Origin of the sequence: Dysgonomonas termitidis, assembly GCF_042654545.1 — a bacterium.
GTDB lineage: Bacteria > Bacteroidota > Bacteroidia > Bacteroidales > Dysgonomonadaceae > Dysgonomonas > Dysgonomonas termitidis.
On sequence record NZ_JBHSGN010000128.1, the window covers coordinates 39,704 to 59,199 of the forward strand.

15 protein-coding genes, 1 tRNA gene and 1 pseudogene are annotated in these 19,496 nt (G+C 37.2%); 11 read left to right on the forward strand and 6 right to left on the reverse strand.

Features of this window, described 5'->3' with window-relative positions; genetic code table 11:
• Positions 1 to 2: 2 nt before the first annotated feature.
• The 7 genes and pseudogenes from ACFO6W_RS21570 (at position 3) to ACFO6W_RS21600 (ending at position 10,596) form a co-directional block, all read left to right on the forward strand.
• Positions 3 to 1,787, forward strand: coding sequence for a RagB/SusD family nutrient uptake outer membrane protein (locus ACFO6W_RS21570; protein WP_380000349.1), 1,785 nt, complete (start codon positions 3 to 5; stop codon positions 1,785 to 1,787).
• 241 nt (positions 1,788 to 2,028) lie between these two features.
• Entirely contained in the window at positions 2,029 to 4,326 is a 2,298-nt protein-coding gene (locus ACFO6W_RS21575; protein WP_380000351.1) for an alpha-L-rhamnosidase-related protein, read from the forward strand.
• Between the two features lie 27 nt (positions 4,327 to 4,353).
• The gene (locus tag ACFO6W_RS21580) at positions 4,354 to 6,462 is read left to right on the forward strand and encodes a hypothetical protein (protein WP_380000353.1); all 2,109 of its coding nucleotides are present in this window, start codon (positions 4,354 to 4,356) and stop codon (positions 6,460 to 6,462) included.
• A 623-nt stretch (positions 6,463 to 7,085) separates the two neighbouring features.
• Positions 7,086 to 7,168 (forward strand) — tRNA-Leu (locus tag ACFO6W_RS21585).
• Between the two features lie 431 nt (positions 7,169 to 7,599).
• Positions 7,600 to 7,830, forward strand: a complete 231-nt coding sequence (locus tag ACFO6W_RS21590) for a hypothetical protein (protein WP_380000355.1) — start codon at positions 7,600 to 7,602, stop codon at positions 7,828 to 7,830.
• Positions 7,827 to 8,144, forward strand: a complete 318-nt coding sequence (locus ACFO6W_RS21595; protein WP_380000357.1) for a type II toxin-antitoxin system RelE/ParE family toxin — start codon at positions 7,827 to 7,829, stop codon at positions 8,142 to 8,144. Before ACFO6W_RS21590 ends, ACFO6W_RS21595 begins: the two co-directional genes overlap by 4 nt.
• A gap of 1,877 nt (positions 8,145 to 10,021) precedes the next feature.
• A pseudogene (locus ACFO6W_RS21600) lies at positions 10,022 to 10,596 on the forward strand (ORF6N domain-containing protein).
• A gap of 298 nt (positions 10,597 to 10,894) precedes the next feature.
• On the opposite strand, the gene ACFO6W_RS21605 reads toward ACFO6W_RS21600, so the two are convergent.
• From ACFO6W_RS21605 to ACFO6W_RS21615, 3 genes are all read right to left on the reverse strand, one after another.
• Positions 10,895 to 11,362, reverse strand: coding sequence for a hypothetical protein (locus ACFO6W_RS21605; RefSeq protein ID WP_380000359.1), 468 nt, complete (start codon positions 11,360 to 11,362; stop codon positions 10,895 to 10,897).
• Positions 11,363 to 11,495: 133 nt separating this feature from the next.
• Positions 11,496 to 11,762 carry a putative polyvalent protein kinase domain-containing protein gene (locus tag ACFO6W_RS21610; RefSeq protein WP_380000397.1) on the reverse strand — a complete coding sequence of 89 codons (267 nt, stop codon included), beginning with the start codon at positions 11,760 to 11,762 and terminating at the stop codon, positions 11,496 to 11,498.
• Entirely contained in the window at positions 11,687 to 11,863 is a 177-nt protein-coding gene (locus ACFO6W_RS21615; protein ID WP_380000361.1) for a hypothetical protein, read from the reverse strand. Before ACFO6W_RS21615 ends, ACFO6W_RS21610 begins: the two co-directional genes overlap by 76 nt.
• A 433-nt stretch (positions 11,864 to 12,296) precedes the next feature.
• Between ACFO6W_RS21615 and ACFO6W_RS21620 the strand changes: the two genes are divergently transcribed.
• The 4 genes from ACFO6W_RS21620 to ACFO6W_RS21635 all read left to right on the forward strand — a co-directional run bounded on the left by ACFO6W_RS21620 (position 12,297) and on the right by ACFO6W_RS21635 (position 17,460).
• Positions 12,297 to 13,451, forward strand: coding sequence for an HlyD family secretion protein (locus tag ACFO6W_RS21620; RefSeq protein ID WP_380000363.1), 1,155 nt, complete (start codon positions 12,297 to 12,299; stop codon positions 13,449 to 13,451).
• Positions 13,435 to 15,594: a peptidase domain-containing ABC transporter gene (locus tag ACFO6W_RS21625; protein WP_380000365.1), complete on the forward strand. Its 2,160-nt coding sequence runs from the start codon at positions 13,435 to 13,437 to the stop codon at positions 15,592 to 15,594. The genes ACFO6W_RS21620 and ACFO6W_RS21625 overlap by 17 nt, the downstream gene beginning before the upstream one ends.
• 92 nt (positions 15,595 to 15,686) lie before the next feature.
• On the forward strand, positions 15,687 to 16,967 hold the full coding sequence (gene rseP, locus ACFO6W_RS21630; protein WP_380000367.1) for an RIP metalloprotease RseP: 1,281 nt from the start codon (positions 15,687 to 15,689) through the stop codon (positions 16,965 to 16,967).
• 322 nt (positions 16,968 to 17,289) lie between these two features.
• The gene (locus ACFO6W_RS21635; protein ID WP_380000369.1) at positions 17,290 to 17,460 is read left to right on the forward strand and encodes a hypothetical protein; all 171 of its coding nucleotides are present in this window, start codon (positions 17,290 to 17,292) and stop codon (positions 17,458 to 17,460) included.
• Positions 17,461 to 17,853: 393 nt separating this feature from the next.
• Here the strand turns inward: ACFO6W_RS21635 and ACFO6W_RS21640 are convergent, their stop codons facing one another.
• The 3 genes from ACFO6W_RS21640 to ACFO6W_RS21650 are packed head-to-tail and all read right to left on the reverse strand — an operon-like array spanning position 17,854 to position 19,450.
• On the reverse strand, positions 17,854 to 18,045 hold the full coding sequence (locus ACFO6W_RS21640) for a hypothetical protein (protein WP_380000371.1): 192 nt from the start codon (positions 18,043 to 18,045) through the stop codon (positions 17,854 to 17,856).
• Positions 18,035 to 18,331, reverse strand: coding sequence for a hypothetical protein (locus ACFO6W_RS21645; RefSeq protein WP_380000374.1), 297 nt, complete (start codon positions 18,329 to 18,331; stop codon positions 18,035 to 18,037). The genes ACFO6W_RS21640 and ACFO6W_RS21645 overlap by 11 nt, the downstream gene beginning before the upstream one ends.
• Before the next feature lie 48 nt (positions 18,332 to 18,379).
• Positions 18,380 to 19,450: a DUF6371 domain-containing protein gene (locus ACFO6W_RS21650; protein ID WP_380000376.1), complete on the reverse strand. Its 1,071-nt coding sequence runs from the start codon at positions 19,448 to 19,450 to the stop codon at positions 18,380 to 18,382.
• Between the last annotated feature and the right edge of the window lie 46 nt (positions 19,451 to 19,496).

Sequence of the window (19,496 nt, forward strand, 5' to 3'; positions counted from 1 at the left end):
TCATGAAAAAGATAAAGAATAGTCTTCTGACCTTGTTCTTTCTGCTGATTGCAGGCGGTTGTGACGATGCCGGCTTTTTGACAGAGAAACCCGATACATTCTATACAATAGACAATACGTTTTCTACTTCGGAACAGGTAGACCAGGTTTTAGTGGCTTGCTACTCCCAAGTGAGAGTAATGATGTGTATGGTAGAAGAAGGCACTCCGGCTTTTGCATTCAGGGGTGGAAATGGTACCGATATGTTTGATGTAGCTACAATCAGACGGGGAAACCGATTCAATGACTATAGTATACTGAATGCTTCTAATGATGTGTTCTATATAAATTATTCTCATTGGTATCAACTATTGGCAAAAGCTAACTTAGCGTTATATGCTGCAGAATTACCTCAAATATCTTGGGGATCGGCCTCCGATAAAGCTTATGCTATAGCACAAGGTCGTTTTTTCCGTGCTTTCTGTTACAGAAATCTAGGGGAATTATATGGAGGAGTACCTATCGTAACAGAAATTACGACCAAACCTCGTTACGATTTTAAACGAACTTCACGGGTAGAAACTTATCAATTTGCAATCGATGAACTCGAAGCCATATTAAACGATCTGCCCGAGACAACACCCGTTGGAGGACGATTGGTACGTGGAGCAGCACAGCATAATCTTTGTCAATTGTATATAGACAAAGGTGTAGCATTGGAAGAAGAAGGCAAAGCCAGTGAAGCTAAGAGCGCCTATGAGAAGGCTGTTACATATGGTAATACCTTGATAAATGGCTCTTTATATAGACTAATGACAGAACGCTTCGGTACACGTATGAATGAAAATCCCGATTATTATTATGCAAACACGGTAGCAGACCAGACTCCCGATCATCTGTATTCATCCACCGGATTGATAATAGACGGAAATGTCTATTGGGACCTTTTTCAGGAAGGGAATCAGAACTATCAGGAAGGCAACAAAGAAGCTATTTGGGTTGCACAGGTGGACTATGCAGCTTATAAAGCTGAAGATAAACAATCTGTACTTCAATATTCACGTGTGTTCGGCCCTGTTTTTCGCGATCCGATGTCTGCTCATCTGGCTAATGAGCTGGAGGACGTGGGAGGACGTGGGATTGTGCAAGTAATGCCCACCATGTATACCCGCGATATTATATACAGTGGTAAGTGGGGAGACGATATGAGAAACTCGGAAGCCGTGTTGAGAAGGACCTTCCTGGGAAATAAAAAAACTTCACCTTATTATGGTAAAGTTGTACCCTGGAGTATAATCTATCGTGACGGAGAAAGCAAAGATGCTGTGGATGCAGCTAAAACTCAATGCTTCCCTATTTCCTGTAAAATTTCAACCGATAAATATACAGGCTTGAATGACGGACAGAACAGAAGTAATTTATTTCGTGACGAATATCTGATCCGATTGCCGGAAACGATTCTATTGCGTGCAGAAGCCAAAATGCGTGCAGGTGATAAGCCTGGTGCGGCATCAGATATAAACTTATTGCGTACCCGTGCTAATTGTGGTTATCTGGTCACTGCAGCCGACATAAATGTAGACCTGATACTCGATGAACGTGCCCGGGAACTTGTTTATGAAGAATGCCGTTGGAATACCCTGCTTCGTATGGGAGGAACAGTCGCTTTGGAACGCATTAAGAAATATGCATATTGGGATGATCCTCGAAGTACATTGACTAAAAATTTCAACCTATGGCCAATACCTCAGGTTGTAATAGATACCAACAAAGATCAAATAATGAACCAAAATCCGGGTTGGAATTGATAACTTTGGATGAAATTCATTGTGTTGAATATATAGACTAATCGTATTGCCGGAAGTCAACTTCTGCCTGAAAGTTAGAACCTGTTCAAACAAATGGGAGAAGATTTGCAAAAGTGTTCTTTTGCATCTTCCGGCTCGGTTGGTCTGTCAATATATGGTTTGTATTTATAGTCTTTAATTGATAAATTCCTTTGTATAAGTTATTCATACCATTTACATAATATTATAAAAAAATAATTTCATGTATAAAACAAAGAAGACAATAACCCGGATTATTCTGATATGTTCTTTTGTTTTTTTTACCATTTTGCTACAGGCTGCAAAAAATAAGCCTTCCGGATTGATGACCGATCTGATAGAACATACCGACCGGATATGGCAAAACGGATACGCCAGTAATATATTTGTCTGGCAGACAGATGGCGCAATAGAACCCTTTCAATATGCACAAATACGCTCTACCCATCCTTCTCTTAGCTGGATTGTACCAGGAGAGGCCGAGGGCACCAGGCAGACAGCCTACCATATTATATTCGCAGATACGCACTCCGATGCTGTAGCCGGAAAGGGGACTGTATGGGATAGCGGGCTTACCGGCAGCGATCAGTCAACCGCTGTACTTTATCGGGGAACAGAGCTGAAGAAAAATAAGTGCTACTTCTGGCGGGTAAAGTGCGTAACAAATACCGGAGGAGAGAGTGAATGGTCTGATGTTAAAGCTTTTCGTACAGCATCCGCTCTGTCAGAGTATGCGGCTACATCTTATCCTCAGGTCAAATCCATGGAATATCCGGTATCTGTGACTACAGTTACAACAGACACCCATGTTGCGGATTTTGGGAAGGACGCTTTTTCTCAATTGTTATTGACACTAACCTCTCTATCTGATACAGATACGGTACTTGTACATTTGGGAGAATGTATGTCGGGAAATCGCGTGGACCGCAATCCCGGAGGATCAATCCGCTACCACTCTTATCCTTTGGCTCTGCTAAAGGGAACATATACATACCGGATCAAGATAGCAAAAGATAAACTAAATACGAGGAGCGCCGCAATATTGATGCCTGAATATGTGGGTGAGGTGCTCCCTTTCAGGTATTGCGAAATCGAAGGTTATGCACCTCCATTACTTCCGGGTATGATATCCCGGGAACATGTTCATTATCCGTTTGATACAACTGCGTCTTCCTTCCAATGCAGCAATGATACATTGAATCAGATCTGGAATATGTGCAAGTATTCGATTCAGGCTACCACCTTTACCGGCATGTATGTAGATGGTGACAGGGAACGTATTCCCTATGAAGCGGACGCTTTAATCAACCAACTCTGCCATTATAGTGTAGAAAGGGAATATTCGATGGCACGCCGTACACACGAATACTTACTTCAATATCCGACCTGGCCTACAGAATGGATATTACAAGCTGTTCTGATCGCGTGGAATGACTATATGTATACAGGAGACAGTCGTTCACTCGAAGCTAATTACAACATACTTAAAGCACGTACATTAATGCAACTACGGGAAAAGAATGGAATGATAAGTACTACTACAGACCTGCAAACCTCTGAATTTCTATCCTCTATTAACCGCCCAAATGAGAAAATAAAAGACATAGTAGACTGGCCTCATACAGGAATTCTCGGCCTGAATAAACATGAGGGAGGAGAAGCAGACGGGTTTGTTTTCACGGACTATAACACCGTAACAAATGCTTATCACTACGAAGTGTTAAAATTTATGGGTGAGATTGCCAAAGTACTGGATCTAAAGTCGGATGCTTCTTTATTCGGTGAAGAGGCAAAGATGTTCCTTATAAAGTTTAATAAGATGTTCTTTAGTCCAAAATTAGGGTATTATGTAGATGGTGATACTACAAGTCATGCGTCTTTGCATGCAAATATGTTTCCCGTTGCATTTGGGATGGTTCCGTCAGGCAAAATGAATAAGGTAATGGATTTTATACAGACTCGCGGTATGGCCTGTAGCGTGTATGGTTCCCAGTTTTTGATGGATGCAATATATGAGTCCGGTAATGCAGATTATGGACTGCATATGTTGACAAAAACAGACGACAGGGGATGGTATAATATGATACGCGCCGGCTCTACTATTTCATTGGAAGCATGGGATAATAAATATAAACCGAATCAGGACTGGAATCATGCCTGGGGGGCAGCTCCCGCTAATATCATTCCCCGAAAAGTAATCGGAGTAGAGCCGTTGATTCCCGGTTATGGACTGGCACGCGTAAAACCCCAGATAGGGTCTTTGAAATGGGCTAAGTCAACCATCCCTACGATAAAAGGAAAGATACAGCTTGCAATAGAAAACAAGCCGGAAAAGTTTTCCATGAAAGTAGTGCTCCCTGCCAATATGGAGGCTGAAGTTTATCTGCCGCTACCTTCCGGAAAGTACGAAATCCGTAATAACGGAACATTTGTAAAGGCAACGAAAGTAAAGGGAGAACCATTCCTGTATGTGGGTAAGATAACCTCCGGTACTCATGAAATAACAATGGATATCAAATGAATCCTAATAATGTAAAATGATAAATCGATGTCTATCAATATCTTTCCTTATATTATATTATTAATATCCCTTTTCGGATACAAGGATAATGAGTCTAAAATCGACAGGAAATCCCTGGTTAACAGAAACAACCCTTCAGTGGTAAATGTCGATACACTATCTTCCTTTACTATTGGGAACGGAGGCTTTGCCTTTACTGTAGATGCTACCGGATTGCAAACATTTCCTGATTTGTACAAAAATGGTATTCCATTGGGAACACAGTCTGATTGGGGGTGGCATAGTAAGCCTAATCTTAAAGAATTCACCTTTCAGGATATATTAAAACCGTTTGACTTTGGACGCGGCAAAGTAGAATATTATGCTATACAGAAAGATGAGTCAGCAGATTCGAAAGTAGCAGCAAACTGGTTCAGGGCAAATCCCCACCGTATACACTTGGGGAATATAGGACTAGCGTTGGATGAGGGTGTAAAAGCTTCTGAATTGAAGAATATTTCGCAACAATTAGACATGTGGGATGGAATAATAAAAAGTAGCTTTACGATCAGAGACCAGCAGTTTGATGTCAGAACAGTTTGTCATCCACAGAAAGATGCAATAGGGGTGTCTATCCATTCAAACGCCAAGCCATCTGTGAAATTCTGCTTTGCTTATCCTTCAGATAAGAATATATCCGATGGTTGCGAATGGGATAAGAACGATTTGCACCAGACTTCTATTATTCATTCGGATAAACATCAGGTTATTTTGAAACGTCAGATTGACGAAACTATCTATTATGTGACAATAAAATGGGACTATGAAGCAGACTTTTCCGAAAAGGAGAAGAATTATTTTACATTATCGTCTAAAAGCAATGATCTCCATCTGGTCTGTACATTTTCACAAAAAAGAGATGCCGGTGATTCGCTTTCATCTGACGATATACTGCAATTATCGGCTCGATACTGGAACTCCTTCTGGAATAAATCGGCCGTTGTAGATTTTTCGTTATGCAAAGATCCCTGGGCTAAAGAATTGGAACGCCGGGTGGTACTATCCCAGTATCTGCTCGCTACCCAATGTGCAGGCGGAAGCCCTCCGCAGGAAACAGGTTTGACTTATAATTCCTGGTATGGTAAATTTCATTTAGAGATGGTGTGGTGGCATCAATCGCATTTTGCCCTTTGGCAACATCCTGAATGGTTGAGCAACACGCTGAACTGGTATATAAATGTATTACCTATAGCCCGGGAAATTGCGGTTCGACAAGGCTTCGGCGGAGTAAGATGGATGAAAATGACCGACCCTTCAGGTATGGATACGCCATCGTATATTGGTCCTTTTTTAATATGGCAGCAACCTCACCCTATCTATTTATCAGAGTTATTATACAGAGCTGAGCCTTCACAAAAAATAGTTGATAAATACAAAGATATGATCCAGCAAACAGCAGAATTTATATATTCGTTTGCCAGCTATGATATAGAGAATGATTGTTACATATTGAAAGGTTATATACCTGCTCAGGAGAGATTTGACCCACGGAACACAGTGAACTCCCCGTTTGAAATGTGTTATTGGGCCGTAGGATTGGAAATAGCCCAGAAATGGCGTGAACGCTCAGGGCTCGACCGTTGTATGGAATGGGACGATCTGATTAAAAAGTTATCTCCTCTTTATTCAGAAGACGGTATTTATCCTGCGGCCGAATCGGTGGGTAAAGACTATGCCAATGAACGTTATACCACAGACCATATGAGTGTATTAGGATCTTTAGGTATAATTCCTCAATGCCATCTGGTAGATAGAAAGATCATGAGTAATACTTTGGATTGGGTCTTAAAGAATTGGAATTGGGATCAAACCTGGGGATGGGATTATCCAATGACTGCTATGACTGCTGTGCGGTTAGGGGAGGCTCAAAAGGCCATCGATATATTGTTGATGGATAAGCAAACTAACACATATTTAAATAATGGTCATAATTTTCAGAATAAAGATTTACGTGTATATTTACCGGGTAATGGAGGATTGCTTACAACCATTGCCCTAATGTGTGCGGGATGGGATGGTAATGATATTCCTAACCCGGGATTTCCCAAAGATGGAAATTGGGATGTAAGATGGGAAGGGCTGCTGCCGTTACCTTGAATCTCAGGGCCCATTTAAATTTTATTCATTCTGATTATTATAATTGTATAGGATAATTTATGAAGAAGAAGTATGGAGAGGGACGAATAAAAACTCTTCTGCCCTGACTGTAGGTGCTTATTGTAAATAACTGCTCTTCGGATCAGGTCGGAAATAAGCATTTACGAGGACACATTTCATAGAACGAGTAAAAAATTCGAAATGGATAAGAAATACATCTGAAAAGATAAGTAAAAAGACGGGAAAGGCTGTCCCACGACAAACCTGTTTTCAAATTAAAAGTCTGTTCATTTAAACTTACCACTAAATTTCTAAAAATACTAGTAAGTATTGAATCTTATATTTTAAACCTTTGACTTATAAAGCTCGAACTTTTTGTAGTATGCATTGTATTATTTACTTTATAAAACATATAAATTTGACTTTGAAATTTGTGTAATTAAAAAAAAGAACCTACTTTTGAACCCGAAAAGAAAGCAGGTTGCCAGAGGACGCTTGCGCGACAATATGAGACAGAATAAAGGTACTAAATCGGTGCCGAGTCTTTAAGTCAATTTCAGAGAATAATAATTTTTACTTATATAGCAAATATGGGTTCAAGTCCCATATTTCGCTCTTAGGCTGCTCGGATGGTGGAATGGTAGACACGCAAGACTTAAAATCTTGTGACCATTAGGTTGTGCGGGTTCAAGTCCCGCTCCGAGTACAATATCAAACGCTAATCATTGATTTATCAATTGATTAGCGTTTTTTCTTTTGTGTTTTTGGCGACTTTTTGGCGAAATATTTCAATGCAATGGAAAAGCACCCCAAAATTATTATCATTCGAGGTGCTTTCTTGCATTTAAAATAATACCATTTGGCATTTATCTCGGAACAAATATATAATTTATTTTCGATAAATATTTTAAAGGATGTATTATTTGTACACAAAACAAGCAATAGATTCAGAGATAGATTCTATTATATTGCAGTAATATTATAGAAAAGCTTATTTCAATATTCTTTAAAGCATTTATCTATATAATCTATTAGAATTGAGTGTATTTTCTCTATAAATCAGGCATATTTTTTAGTTAATTAATATACATAGTGTGCTAGTTTATCATATATTTGTAATGAATAATTTGAATGATTATGAATATAATTAGTTTAGAAGCAAGAAAACGGCTTATTGCAGAAGAAATATCAATGGTGGATGATGCATCTGTTATAGAAAAAATAGAAAAAGTTTTAAAAAGTTTCTCGCCAAAAGTAAAACGCTTTACCGTTGAGGAGCTGGAAGCCCGTATACAAAAATCAGAAAAAGATATTATGTCGGGACGAGTTCATACTACCGATGAAGTAAGAAAACATTTAGGTCTGTGAAAACAAAGGTTGTCTGGACTACTTCAGCAAGAAATGAGTTGGCACTCATTTATCAATATTTGTTGGATAATACAAGTGTATCCATTGCGTTGAACCTAATCCAGGATATTCTTGATGTATCTCAACTGGAACAGTTCCCACAATCGGGAGCTATCGAGAGCAATTTGGTAAAGGTTATAGGCGAATACCGATATTTAATAAGAGGACGTAATAACTACAAGATTATTTATCGGGTCGAAGGTGATACAGTTTATATTGTTGATATTTTTGACTGCCGGAAAGACCCTAAACAGATGAAAGAACGAATAAAGTAAGAAGAAGTTTTCTCCAACCAATAATAGTTTGTAAGCAGTTTATGTTAACCTTTTACAACTTTATTTCTGTGATGCTGTGAAAGGAGGGTGTTGTGTTATTGTACTTGTTCTATTTTTGCAATGTTTATATAACTTTATTTGATATTTATTCTTCTTCAGTTTACATATTGTCTGTGTTATAAATTGTACACAGTAAAATCAAATTTTTATTTTTGTAAAATACAGAAATAATAAAAATGGACTGCATATAATATACTGTATATTAAATAAATATGCGTTTATGCCATTTATACCCGTTCTTTGTTATTTTTACGATTGTAGTCGCTGTCCGGAGTTGCTTTTAGCTCGTGTCAGTTGCCTGTGAAGATAGCAATAACAAGAACAGCAGACAAGCGGCGGGATGGCAAAGGTGACCTGATAGTTATGTAATCCTATTCTTTACGACTTGATAAATACAGGAATTTATAGAACAGTTTTATTTTAATTATCTGTAAATCTACCTATAAATGTTTATATTCACATATATGGCGGACAAATTCAGAAATCAGCGAAAGTAGCCCTATTGTATTATTTATTTCCGGTTCTGCTGCCTGTATATAATAAGAACAAAGGAACAGATAAAAGATTTATGCAACCAAAAGTAATAATATTCTTATTAATCTGTAAGCAACCATCCTGCTATATTATATAGTTTATAGGTAGTAGCTATCTATTAGTAAACGAGTTGTAATAGGTGCAAAACTGACAGCAACAACAGCAACAACTTTACATCAACTCTATAAGTTGCAGTCTCTTTATGTCTTGAAAACCGGAACAAATAAAATTTAAACAATCCTAAACCCCAAATAAACAAAAAAGGAAGTCCACAAAATCACTTCGTTAACTTCCCAACCTTCACAAATTTTACAAAACTACATCTTTTAAACAGCATACGCAATGAAAAGTTTTTCGGAAGTTAGAATTAATATCAAAAAGATATTAAGTTATTGAAAGAGAAGTGGAAAGAATACCGGATATCCCGATATTTACAACTTACAGACTCTAACATGGTTATTATTACAAGAAATTGACAGTCTGTAAGCAATTACCCTGTAATAACAGGCAACATGTAAGCAATAAGGGTGTGAAAACAAAGATATCCACAAGAATAATAAAGCAATTTGCAACCAACGGTACATATGCCGGAAGCCGATAGTGGTAGCTTATCATCCGTCCACACAGGCTCTATTTTTGTTAAATACAGAAATAACAAAAACAAGTTGAGCCTAAATATTTGTATATCAAATTAATATCTATTTATTTCGTCTCCTGTTATTTTAACCGGTTCTGCTGTTAATGCTATGTGTTGTAAATACTCTGAGTTTATTTATGAGACTTGGTAAATTGAATAATCCTCTTTATATGAAACATAGAGATAAAGTACCTTATGCCTTATTCCCTATCAGCTGTAACAGCCTAAAATTTGTCTGTATTATCTATTGCTGTTGATACAAGCTGTATAGCATCTGGCGGAAAAGAAACCCTATATCCGTTAAGATAGTGAAAATGTACAGCGTGTGGTATATCGAACAAGAATGACGAATATTTATGACTCCCCAAAATTGGGTAGGTGTTCAGTATCAGAAAATTATCTAACGAATAGATGTTTTGAATTATCCGGGATACAGACGGCTTAATGACAGGTTACTGTACTGAATCAGAACAAGTGTTGAGAGGCTATCCAAAATTAGACTGCCCAATTATATTACAGATAATGGATATACAAAACTACCTTTAAAAATATAGTGGGTAACAAAAATAATCCGCTTATGATATTGTAGTGTTAATTTATTTATCTTTACGATTACGATTTAGAGATAAACGAAGGAAATCAGGATATGGAACTATCGGTTATACAAAGTAAGATATACGAGATAAGGGGAGTAAAAGTGATGTTGGATCGAGATTTAGCAGAGATGTACCAAGTGGAAACCAGAGTATTAAATCAAGCTGTAAAACGTAATATAGAACGGTTCCCTGACGTTTTATGTTTCAACTAACGGATGAAGAAATGAACTATTGGAAATCACAAATTGTGATGTCCAATTCTGTCAATATGGGAGTAAGGCGTAAACCATACGCTTTCTCTGAACTTGGTGTAGCAATGTTGAGTAGTGTCCTTAATTCCAAAACAGCGATACAAATAAATATAGGAATTATGCGAGCTTTTGTAGCTGTTAGACAACTTCTGGCATTTTCACCTATCAATGAAGTGAAACGATTACAAGATGAAGTAAAAGGACTTAAAGCGTATATTGAAGAAGTATTTGCAGATTATAACGATATAAATGAAGATAATCAAAAATCTTTTGATGAAATATATGTTGCATTGTCGGAATTGGCAGCAAGGCAGAATAAACAGGATGAACCCAAACCCCGGAAACCTGTGGGATATATTAAGCCGAAAGAGTAATGTTTAAATATAAATAAACGGTCTATAAATATATCCTAGGTTCTTCCCCGCAATTTATATCGGAGGTTCCCCGACTCCCTTTTTCCCGCTAGTTAGTACGAAAAAATTAAGTCCGAATTTTATGCATAAATATGCATTATGCCAATTAAAAGATTGTATATTATTGTTTTATAAATTCGGACTTGTATGAAAAAGTCCGAAAAATTAGATATAAGTCCGAATTTAAATGTGAAGCAATCGAAAAAGAAATAATCTTGACAAAGCCTAACCTACATAGAATATAATAATTGAATCTGAATCAACTTAATTCTTCCCCCTCTACATCTATTATCTTACAGGATTCGCGCCATTTCTTATTATAGGATTCAAGTATCTCGTCCAGTTCCGTTTGTGAATTAACCTTATTATCCCTGTTAAGTCCCTGTAGCTTTAAGGGATTAAGCTTATCTATAATAGCGACTAGTTTATTGATGTCTTTTTCGACAGGGATTAATTCCATAAGTTTGTTATAAGCCAGTTCACAGGCTTGCTCTGCTAAATGTGTTTGCTTCTCCTCAAAACGGATAATATTGTTTGCCCGCATGTGTTCTATACGTGTTCTATACGTGGATTTTTCTCCCGCTTCCAATATATCCTTGTAACATTTAAGCCACCTGTTTATCGTAGCCGTTCCTACACCAAATTTTGATGCGGTTTTGATACAGTTTTTCCCGTTATCCCTGTACCATGTAACAGCCTTTATTTTATCTGTTTTTGTATATGCCATACTAAAAATATATGTGGTAAATATAGTGAATTATCAAAACTTCTACCATGTTCAAATCTATTGAATATCGATCCTCTTGTTTTATCCCAGAGAGCATATTTACATCTAAATACGAAATTATTATAATGTTGTTTTAATGGATATCGATACGGTCAAAGAAATTAGTTGTATTATCTCCAGCGTATTCGAAGTTATTCAACTTGTGTACTACACCATCCCCTTTATAATAAACTTCATTTTCACCTCCCCTGGGCAGTTCTCTACCGAATTGGCTTATATCATCGATCCATAAGCCATTTTCTTTTGACAGGTTTTCAAGTTCTGTTAGCTGTTCCCGTTTGCTTCCCGCCTGGCTCGCTGTTCGTCCAACATCTTCTGCTGTTCTAACTTCTGTTCGAATGTCATCGGATTCTCTGCCCAAGCCGCTACCTGATTCAATCCTTGTTCCGTTTGTTCTTTGTGGAACTCGTTCAGGTATTCCGGGTTGTTGTTCTTGTCCATTACTTTGTTTTTTTCGGTTCTAAAGGTAACATATTTTCTTCTCCTATTAACTGTTTGGTAACACGTTGCTCGACAGGCTGACTTTATTGTATATGGAGCATTACCGAATAAGAAGTTTTTATATCAGGTTATATTTTAGCAGATTTTTAAATTAAAATTTTACATTTGCAACATGCAACAGCCCACTTTGGGAACAAAAACACTAGACGTGTTAAGAATAATGATTATATTTGCCGTGTCTGTTAGTTATAACAGGCAGACATTTTAATATAAAACAAACATAGAAAGTGTTTGGCTTATTGTTATTCATTGCGAGATCTAGTTTTAACACACTAGATTTTATGGTTGATACAGTATGGCAATGATTCCACGCTTTCTTTTCTTTATGTAATAATATTCTTTTAGGGAATCAGAGGAAAATAAACTTTGCTGTATGAAGCAATTATTCCCTGTCGGGATTATGGAGAACACTGTGCAAATACACTGGACGAAACGCCATTCAAAATCAAAAATTATTTATTTCATTATTATTGTTAGCTTAATAGCTGTATTAGTTAGCCTGCCTTTTGTCTATGTGGACGTATCCACACAAAGCAGGGGTATTATCCGTACCCCGGAGGAAAACAACAGCATCCAGTCGGCTATTTATGCTGAGGTTATCCAAACAATTATCTATGAAAATAAACAAGTAGCCAAAGGCGATACCCTGATATGGCTCCGTACTGATGAATTGGACGAGCAAATTAACAGATTGCTTGAAAAACAAATAGAAAACAGTTTATTTATCCATGACATTGACAGGTTGGTTAATGGTTCATTTTCTGCTGTTACACCTAAATACCAAACAGAAGTAGCCCAATACAGAGCAAAGTTAGCGGAACAGGATATTGCGCTATCACAGGTACAGAACGAATACGTCATATCTAAAGAATTATACGAAAAAGGAGTAGAAGCAAAATACGATTACCAGCAAACTGAAAGCCGTTACAAAACAGCCGAATCTCAAAAGGCATTAGTAAAGCAACAACAGATAAACAGTTGGCAGGCAGAAAAAACACGCCTCGAATACGAGAACAAAGACCTGAACTCCCAATTGTTGCAACTGCAAAAACGGAAAACGCAATATGTCATAACTGCTCCGGTCAGCGGTACTGTTGTACAGTACAACGGTATACAGGCAGGCAATTTCCAGCCATCAGGACAGGTTATAGCAAAAATAACGACAGCCGATTCGCTGATGACCGAATGTTATATATCGCCTGTAGATATCGGTTATATTTCAAAAGGACAAAAAGTGCAGATACAAGCCGACGCCTACAATTACCAGCAATGGGGATTGCTATCGGGAGAAGTCACTGAAGTCTTACCCGACATCGTAGAAATGAATAACCAACCTTATTTTCGTGTCAGGTGTGCAATAAATCGGAACTATCTGGAGTTACCCAACGGTTATAAAGGCTATATGAAAAAAGGCATGAACGTTACAGGCAGGTTTTACCTGACAAGGCGATCTTTGGCACAATTGTTATTTGACGAAATAGATAACTGGATGAATCCAAAAATAAAAAACGATGGGAATAAAGATTAAACAGCGTGATATAACGGATTGCGGGGCTGCATGTTTGGCATCTGTTTCAGAACATTACAAATTGAAATTGCCATTATCTCGTATCCGCCAGATAGCAGGAACAAACCAACGTGGTACAACCGTATTGGGTATGGTTGAGGCAGCCAAACAACTAGGATTTGAGGCAAAAGGTATGAAAGGTAGTGTGAATGCGTTACCGAATATCTCGCTTCCGGCAATAGCACTTGTCATTATGAAAGAAATGTATCAGCATTATGTGGTAATCTATTCTGTCTCAAAAAATAAAATAGAATATATGGATCCGGCAGACGGTGAAATGCACAGGACAGGTATTGAAGATTTTGCAAAGATATGGACTGGTGTACTTATCCTGCTTGTCCCCAGTGAAAACTTTAAACCGTCAAACGAGAAAATATCGAACCTGTCCCGCTTTTTCTTCCTTTTACGTCCACATAAGGGTACACTCCTACAATGTCTGACAGGGGCTATACTCTATACCATACTGGGCTTATCCACTTCTTTTTATATCGGTAAAATAACAGATTATGTGCTGGTAGGTGGAAACACCAACCTATTAAACCTGATGGGCGTAGGTATGTTGGTAATACTGATACTAAGATTGTTGCTTGCTGTATTCCAAAGCCTGTTTATGCTGAACACGGGACAGCAGATAGACGCCCGCCTGATATTAGGCTATTATAAGCATTTATTGAACCTTCCACAACGCTTTTTCGATACGATGCGTGTCGGGGAGATTATATCCCGTGTCAATGATGCTGTAAAAATCAGAACGTTCATTAACGATGTGGCTATCTCCTTAGTCGTTAATGTTTTTATTGTGCTGTTCTCCTTTATACTGATGTTTATATATAGCTGGAAGCTGGCTTTGGTCATGCTTATCACAATACCCCTGTATGCTGTTATCTATATTGCAATAAATAAACTGAACAAAAAGCAGGAGCGCAAAGTAATGGAAGATGCAGCCGAACTGGAGAGCCAGTTAGTTGAGTCGCTGAACTCGGTAAAGACTATTAAGCAATTCGGTATAGAGGAGTTTGCGAATATAAAAACGGAAACCCGCTTTATTAAGCTGCTCAATACAATCTACCGTTCAGGAGTTAACTCTATATTTTCTAATGAAAGCTCCGGCTTTATCAATTTCCTTTTCACTGTGATATTGTTGTGGTTCGGTTCCTATCTGGTGCTGGATAATGAACTGACAGCCGGAACACTGTTTTCGTTCTATGCAATAATAGGTTATTTTACGTCTCCTGTAGCATCACTTATTGGTGTGAACAAGACAATACAGAATGCACTGATAGCGGCAGACCGCCTTTTTGAGATAATGGACTTGGAGAGTGAAAGCGATAATGAAAAAGAAAAGATAGAGTTTACTCCGGAATTGAACGATACTATCATTTTTGACAGTATTTCATTCAGCTACGGCACACGCACCGAAGTATTCAAAGACTTTACATTAACGATACCCAAAGGAAAGATAACGGCTATCATCGGGGAAAGCGGCTCGGGAAAAACAACACTTGCTGTACTACTGCAAAAGCTATATCCCTTAAATAACGGAAAGATATATATCGGACAGCATAATACAGACTATTTCAGTACCGAAAGTATGCGTGCTCATGTAGCTACCGTTCCCCAGCAACTGGACTTGTTTTCAGGAACGATAATAGAAAATATTGCTCTGGGAGAGTTTAATCCCAATATGGAGCGTATTATAGATATTTGCAAGAATCTGGGTATTATACAATTCATAGAAAACCTCCCCAAAGGCTTTGCAACCCGTATCGGCGAGCATGGTGTCGGCTTGTCAGGCGGGGAACGGCAGAGGCTTGCCATTGCACGGGCATTGTACCGCAATCCTGAAATACTGGTACTGGATGAGGCGACTTCTTCGCTTGATTCGGTTTCGGAACATTATGTACAGCAGGCGATACTGGATTATAACAGGCAAGGAAAAACGGTTATTATTATCGCCCACCGGTTAAGTACGGTGATGTCGGCGGATAAGATTGTGATACTGGAAAAAGGAAAACTGATAGAAGAAGGAACACATATACAACTCTACAAGGAGGGTACGGTGTATTATAATATGTGGCAGAAACAGATCCCTAGTTTAATTTAGTTTGACTGGAATTCGAATAGTTATCTCATATTTTACTATATTTGTTGCCTATTTTTATAAAAGTAAAATTTAATTGGTACAAAATGATATTAATGATTATAAAACTCCTAGTAGGGTTAAGTGTGATTGTATTTATACATGAATTAGGTCACTTTTTAGCTGCGAAATTATTTAAAGTCAAGGTTGAAAAATTTTATCTGTTTTTTGATATTGGCGGTAAAAAATTATTTAGCATTAAAAAGAATGGAACAGAATTTGGTATAGGCTGGTTTCCTCTAGGGGGATATGTAAAAATGTCAGGAATGATTGATGAATCATTTGATTTAGAGGGATTAGCAAATAGTACAGATAAAGATCATGAGTTTAGGTATAAACCTGCTTGGCAAAGGTTAATCATTTTATCGGCTGGTGTTATTCTTAATTTTATTTTAGGTATCGGGTTAATTACAGGTCTAACCTTAAATCAAGAATTTATACCTAATGATGAACTAAAGAATGGTATTTATGCTTATCAAGCAGGCGAAAATCTAGGCTTTCAGTCGGGTGATAAAATCTTAAAATTAAACAATCATAATATAGATAATTATTCATCTATTTCACCTTTAGATTTTTATAAAGGCACTTTTCTAGTAGAACGAAATAATCAAATAGTTGAAATAGACCTCACTGGTAAGGTGTCTTTTATGGATGCCGTCAGAAAGAAATTTATCTCGCCGATGAACTTTCTTCCAATAATTGAAAATGTTCAATCTGGTTCTTTAGCTGAAAGAATAAATATGCAAAAAAAAGATTTAATTCTTAAACTGGACACAATCCAGATAACTTCTATTGCTGAATTTCAAGAAAAGCTGCAAAATATTAATAGAAACGATTCAATATTGATTGAATATGAAAGTGGAAGTATTGTAAAACAAGCAAAAGTTTCTTTACAAAATGAGGCTTATTTAGGTATTATATTCAGTGTCCCTATAAAATATCAAAAGTATTCGTTTTTTTCTGCTCTTATTAGTGGTTGTAAATCTTCATTTGAATTATTATACACTAATGTTATTAGTTTGAAATTGATCTTTACAGGAGAAGTTAGTACAAAAAGTGTATCCGGCCCAATCGGTATAGCAAAGATATACGGGGATGATACTAGCATAGAACGTTTTATAAATATAACCGCTATGCTGTCTTTAGTGATAGGTTTTATGAATATTTTACCAATACCTGGATTAGATGGAGGACATATACTCATTATTTTATTTGAAACTATCACACGTAGAAAATTGTCGGAAAAAGTTCAAACTGTAATTCTTACTATAGGAATGGTTCTAATTTTAGGATTAATGCTGTTTGCTATAATTAATGATATTGTGAATTTAATATAATTACCATACTACTTAATACTTAACATTATGAATTTTAATAATTTTCCCAATATTTTTTTATTTGTATTGCTTGTACTATTTCCACCTTTAGGTATTTATATTTTTATTAAGAAATACAAAAATTATTCTATTTTTAGCAAAATCTTAACTTCTGTCTTTTTTTGTTTATTATCAGTTGGATTTTATATTTTTATTTTTAACTTTGAAAAATAATCTACATTTTGTTTAATTTATCACAAAATTATGATAAAATGTAGCTAAGAATAGGGAAGATGTCGAAAATCCTTAAAAGAGTAGACACAATAATGTAATTTTTATCACCATGAAAGTTGAAAAATTAAATGAATCAGCAGTAGAACTGACTGAATTAACTCAAAAAGAAATGAGAGAGTTAGAAGGAGGACATTGGTTTATAGATTATTTAATGAATGGATGGGGTTGGGATGTAACAGGCTGGACTGCGGATTCGAGACCTAACGAAATTTGGGCGTAAAATTTCTTAGCTAATTATATCAAAAATATACACTGCAATTGACCCCAAAAGTGGAAGTATATAGAAGGTTGGATTCAAGTAAAATCCAACCTTTTTCTTTATCCCACAGGATATAATTTTCATTTCCAGTTTATTTAGTGTAGTATTCGGTATTATTCAGGCATTTCTCAAAATTGTACCATGTTGTGTTGATGGTTGCTTTCACAAGATATCAGATTATTATGATATAATGGCAACTATGATAAGTGGAATTATTATCTATATAATATTAAAAAATTGCCATGTACATTTTTTGCTAAATAATAGACATAAATGCACTTAAAATACTCAATAAAGGAACGTTCACCTTTTTATTTAGTTGCTTTTACATTAATCTGCTCATTGATTATTAATTTAATATACATCTTCTTCCTGCATATCGTCAGGGCAACCCTCGTATGTTTTTATAATCGTCAATGCCGGAACATAATGATTGGCATGCAGGTAATTAATATCGTCCTGCGTAAAAAAGCCCCGTTGTAATATCTGTAACAACATTATTTTTGCCTCCCTGTCTAAAGGCTTGTTTATATCTTTATTCTTCATCGTCAATATTTTTTGTAAGTTCTGCAATAATTATATTTAATTGTTCATCTGATAAGGTGTCGAGGTCGATTTTAGCCTCAACGCTCTGCATCTTGGGCACTGCATAAGATAACAGCTTCTCAAATATCATTACCCGTTGATGAGGCTCCAATGCCTGCAAGTCCTTTGCAAATTGTTTCCTGTTATCATTCAACAATTCATTTATCCACGTCCTTAAATCAGATGTTACTTTATTGGGCGTTCCCTTTGCCCGCCCGCCTGTCTTTTGTGTCCCTTTTGCCCTCATATACCGTTTCTATTTTATTCTACTTTAGATATGAATATTATATTTACCCTAATTATTGATCACCTCCAAATCCAGTTTATCAATTAATAGTGTCAATACAGGGTTTAACTTCTGCATTCCGGCTAATCGTATTCCGGCTTCAGAGAGCTGTCTCTCCGGTTTTTCTTTGGCTGCTGTCCTTAGCCTGTTGTCAATGAGGTAATCGCCTATATCGTACCCCCGTTCTTTTTGCTCACCGGAGCATTCATCCTCCAACATGGTGGATACATGGATGTCATACCCCTGCGACCTTGCCTCATCAGCTATCTGCGTCCATTTCTCAAAGGCTTTTCCTGTGGCTGATGTATCGGGGAACAGGATAATACATCTGTCCCGGAGAGGCTTTAATTTATCAATGTTGAGCCAACCGAGTGCCCCGGCAGCCATCCATAAGTATTCAGGCATTGCGCCGGATGCTATGACCGCCGATTTTTCACTCTCGCATATGCATACAACTTTACCTTTGTTCCTTTCCGAGCGGATGAGGTGCAGCCCGAACAGGCACATCCGCAAATTGTAACCGCCGGGAAGTTCGCCTTTCTTCTTTAGTATGCTGTGCATCCAGTTAACCGCCCCCGGTTCGTCCTTTATCCTGTTTCCTGTTTCGGGATTGTATTTCTGTATCTTTGCCGTCCTGCATTTCCCTTGTTCGTCAATTTGTGGGAATATGACTGCCCTGTTTTTCGTGCAGCCTATAAAATAGGGGTCGGTAATATCCTTTATCGTTTCCCAATCAAACAGGCAGAATAAGAAGTTTACAAAGTCGCTGTTCCGGTTCTTGCAACCGTCAAAAATGTACTTCATAGGGATAGTCCCTATTGGTTGAGGAGTTACCATTTTGACAGGCTTGGGCTTCCTGCCTTTCCATGCCGGAGGGTTCAAATCTCTGTCCGCCGGATTATCAGCAAAGTATTCTTTAGGCGTGTAATGATACCCACAGCTATCCTCACGGTCACACCTTCCTGCCGTTTGATATAAGGGTTTGTTTGCCTCATCGACATAGTGGACAAACGAACGCTTTCCGCATGCCGGGCATTCGTGTTTTTGACTTTTATTTATATATTTCTCTAATTTATACATCGTTATCTGTTTTTTGAATGAAAAAATATTTTCTTTTTCCTGCGTC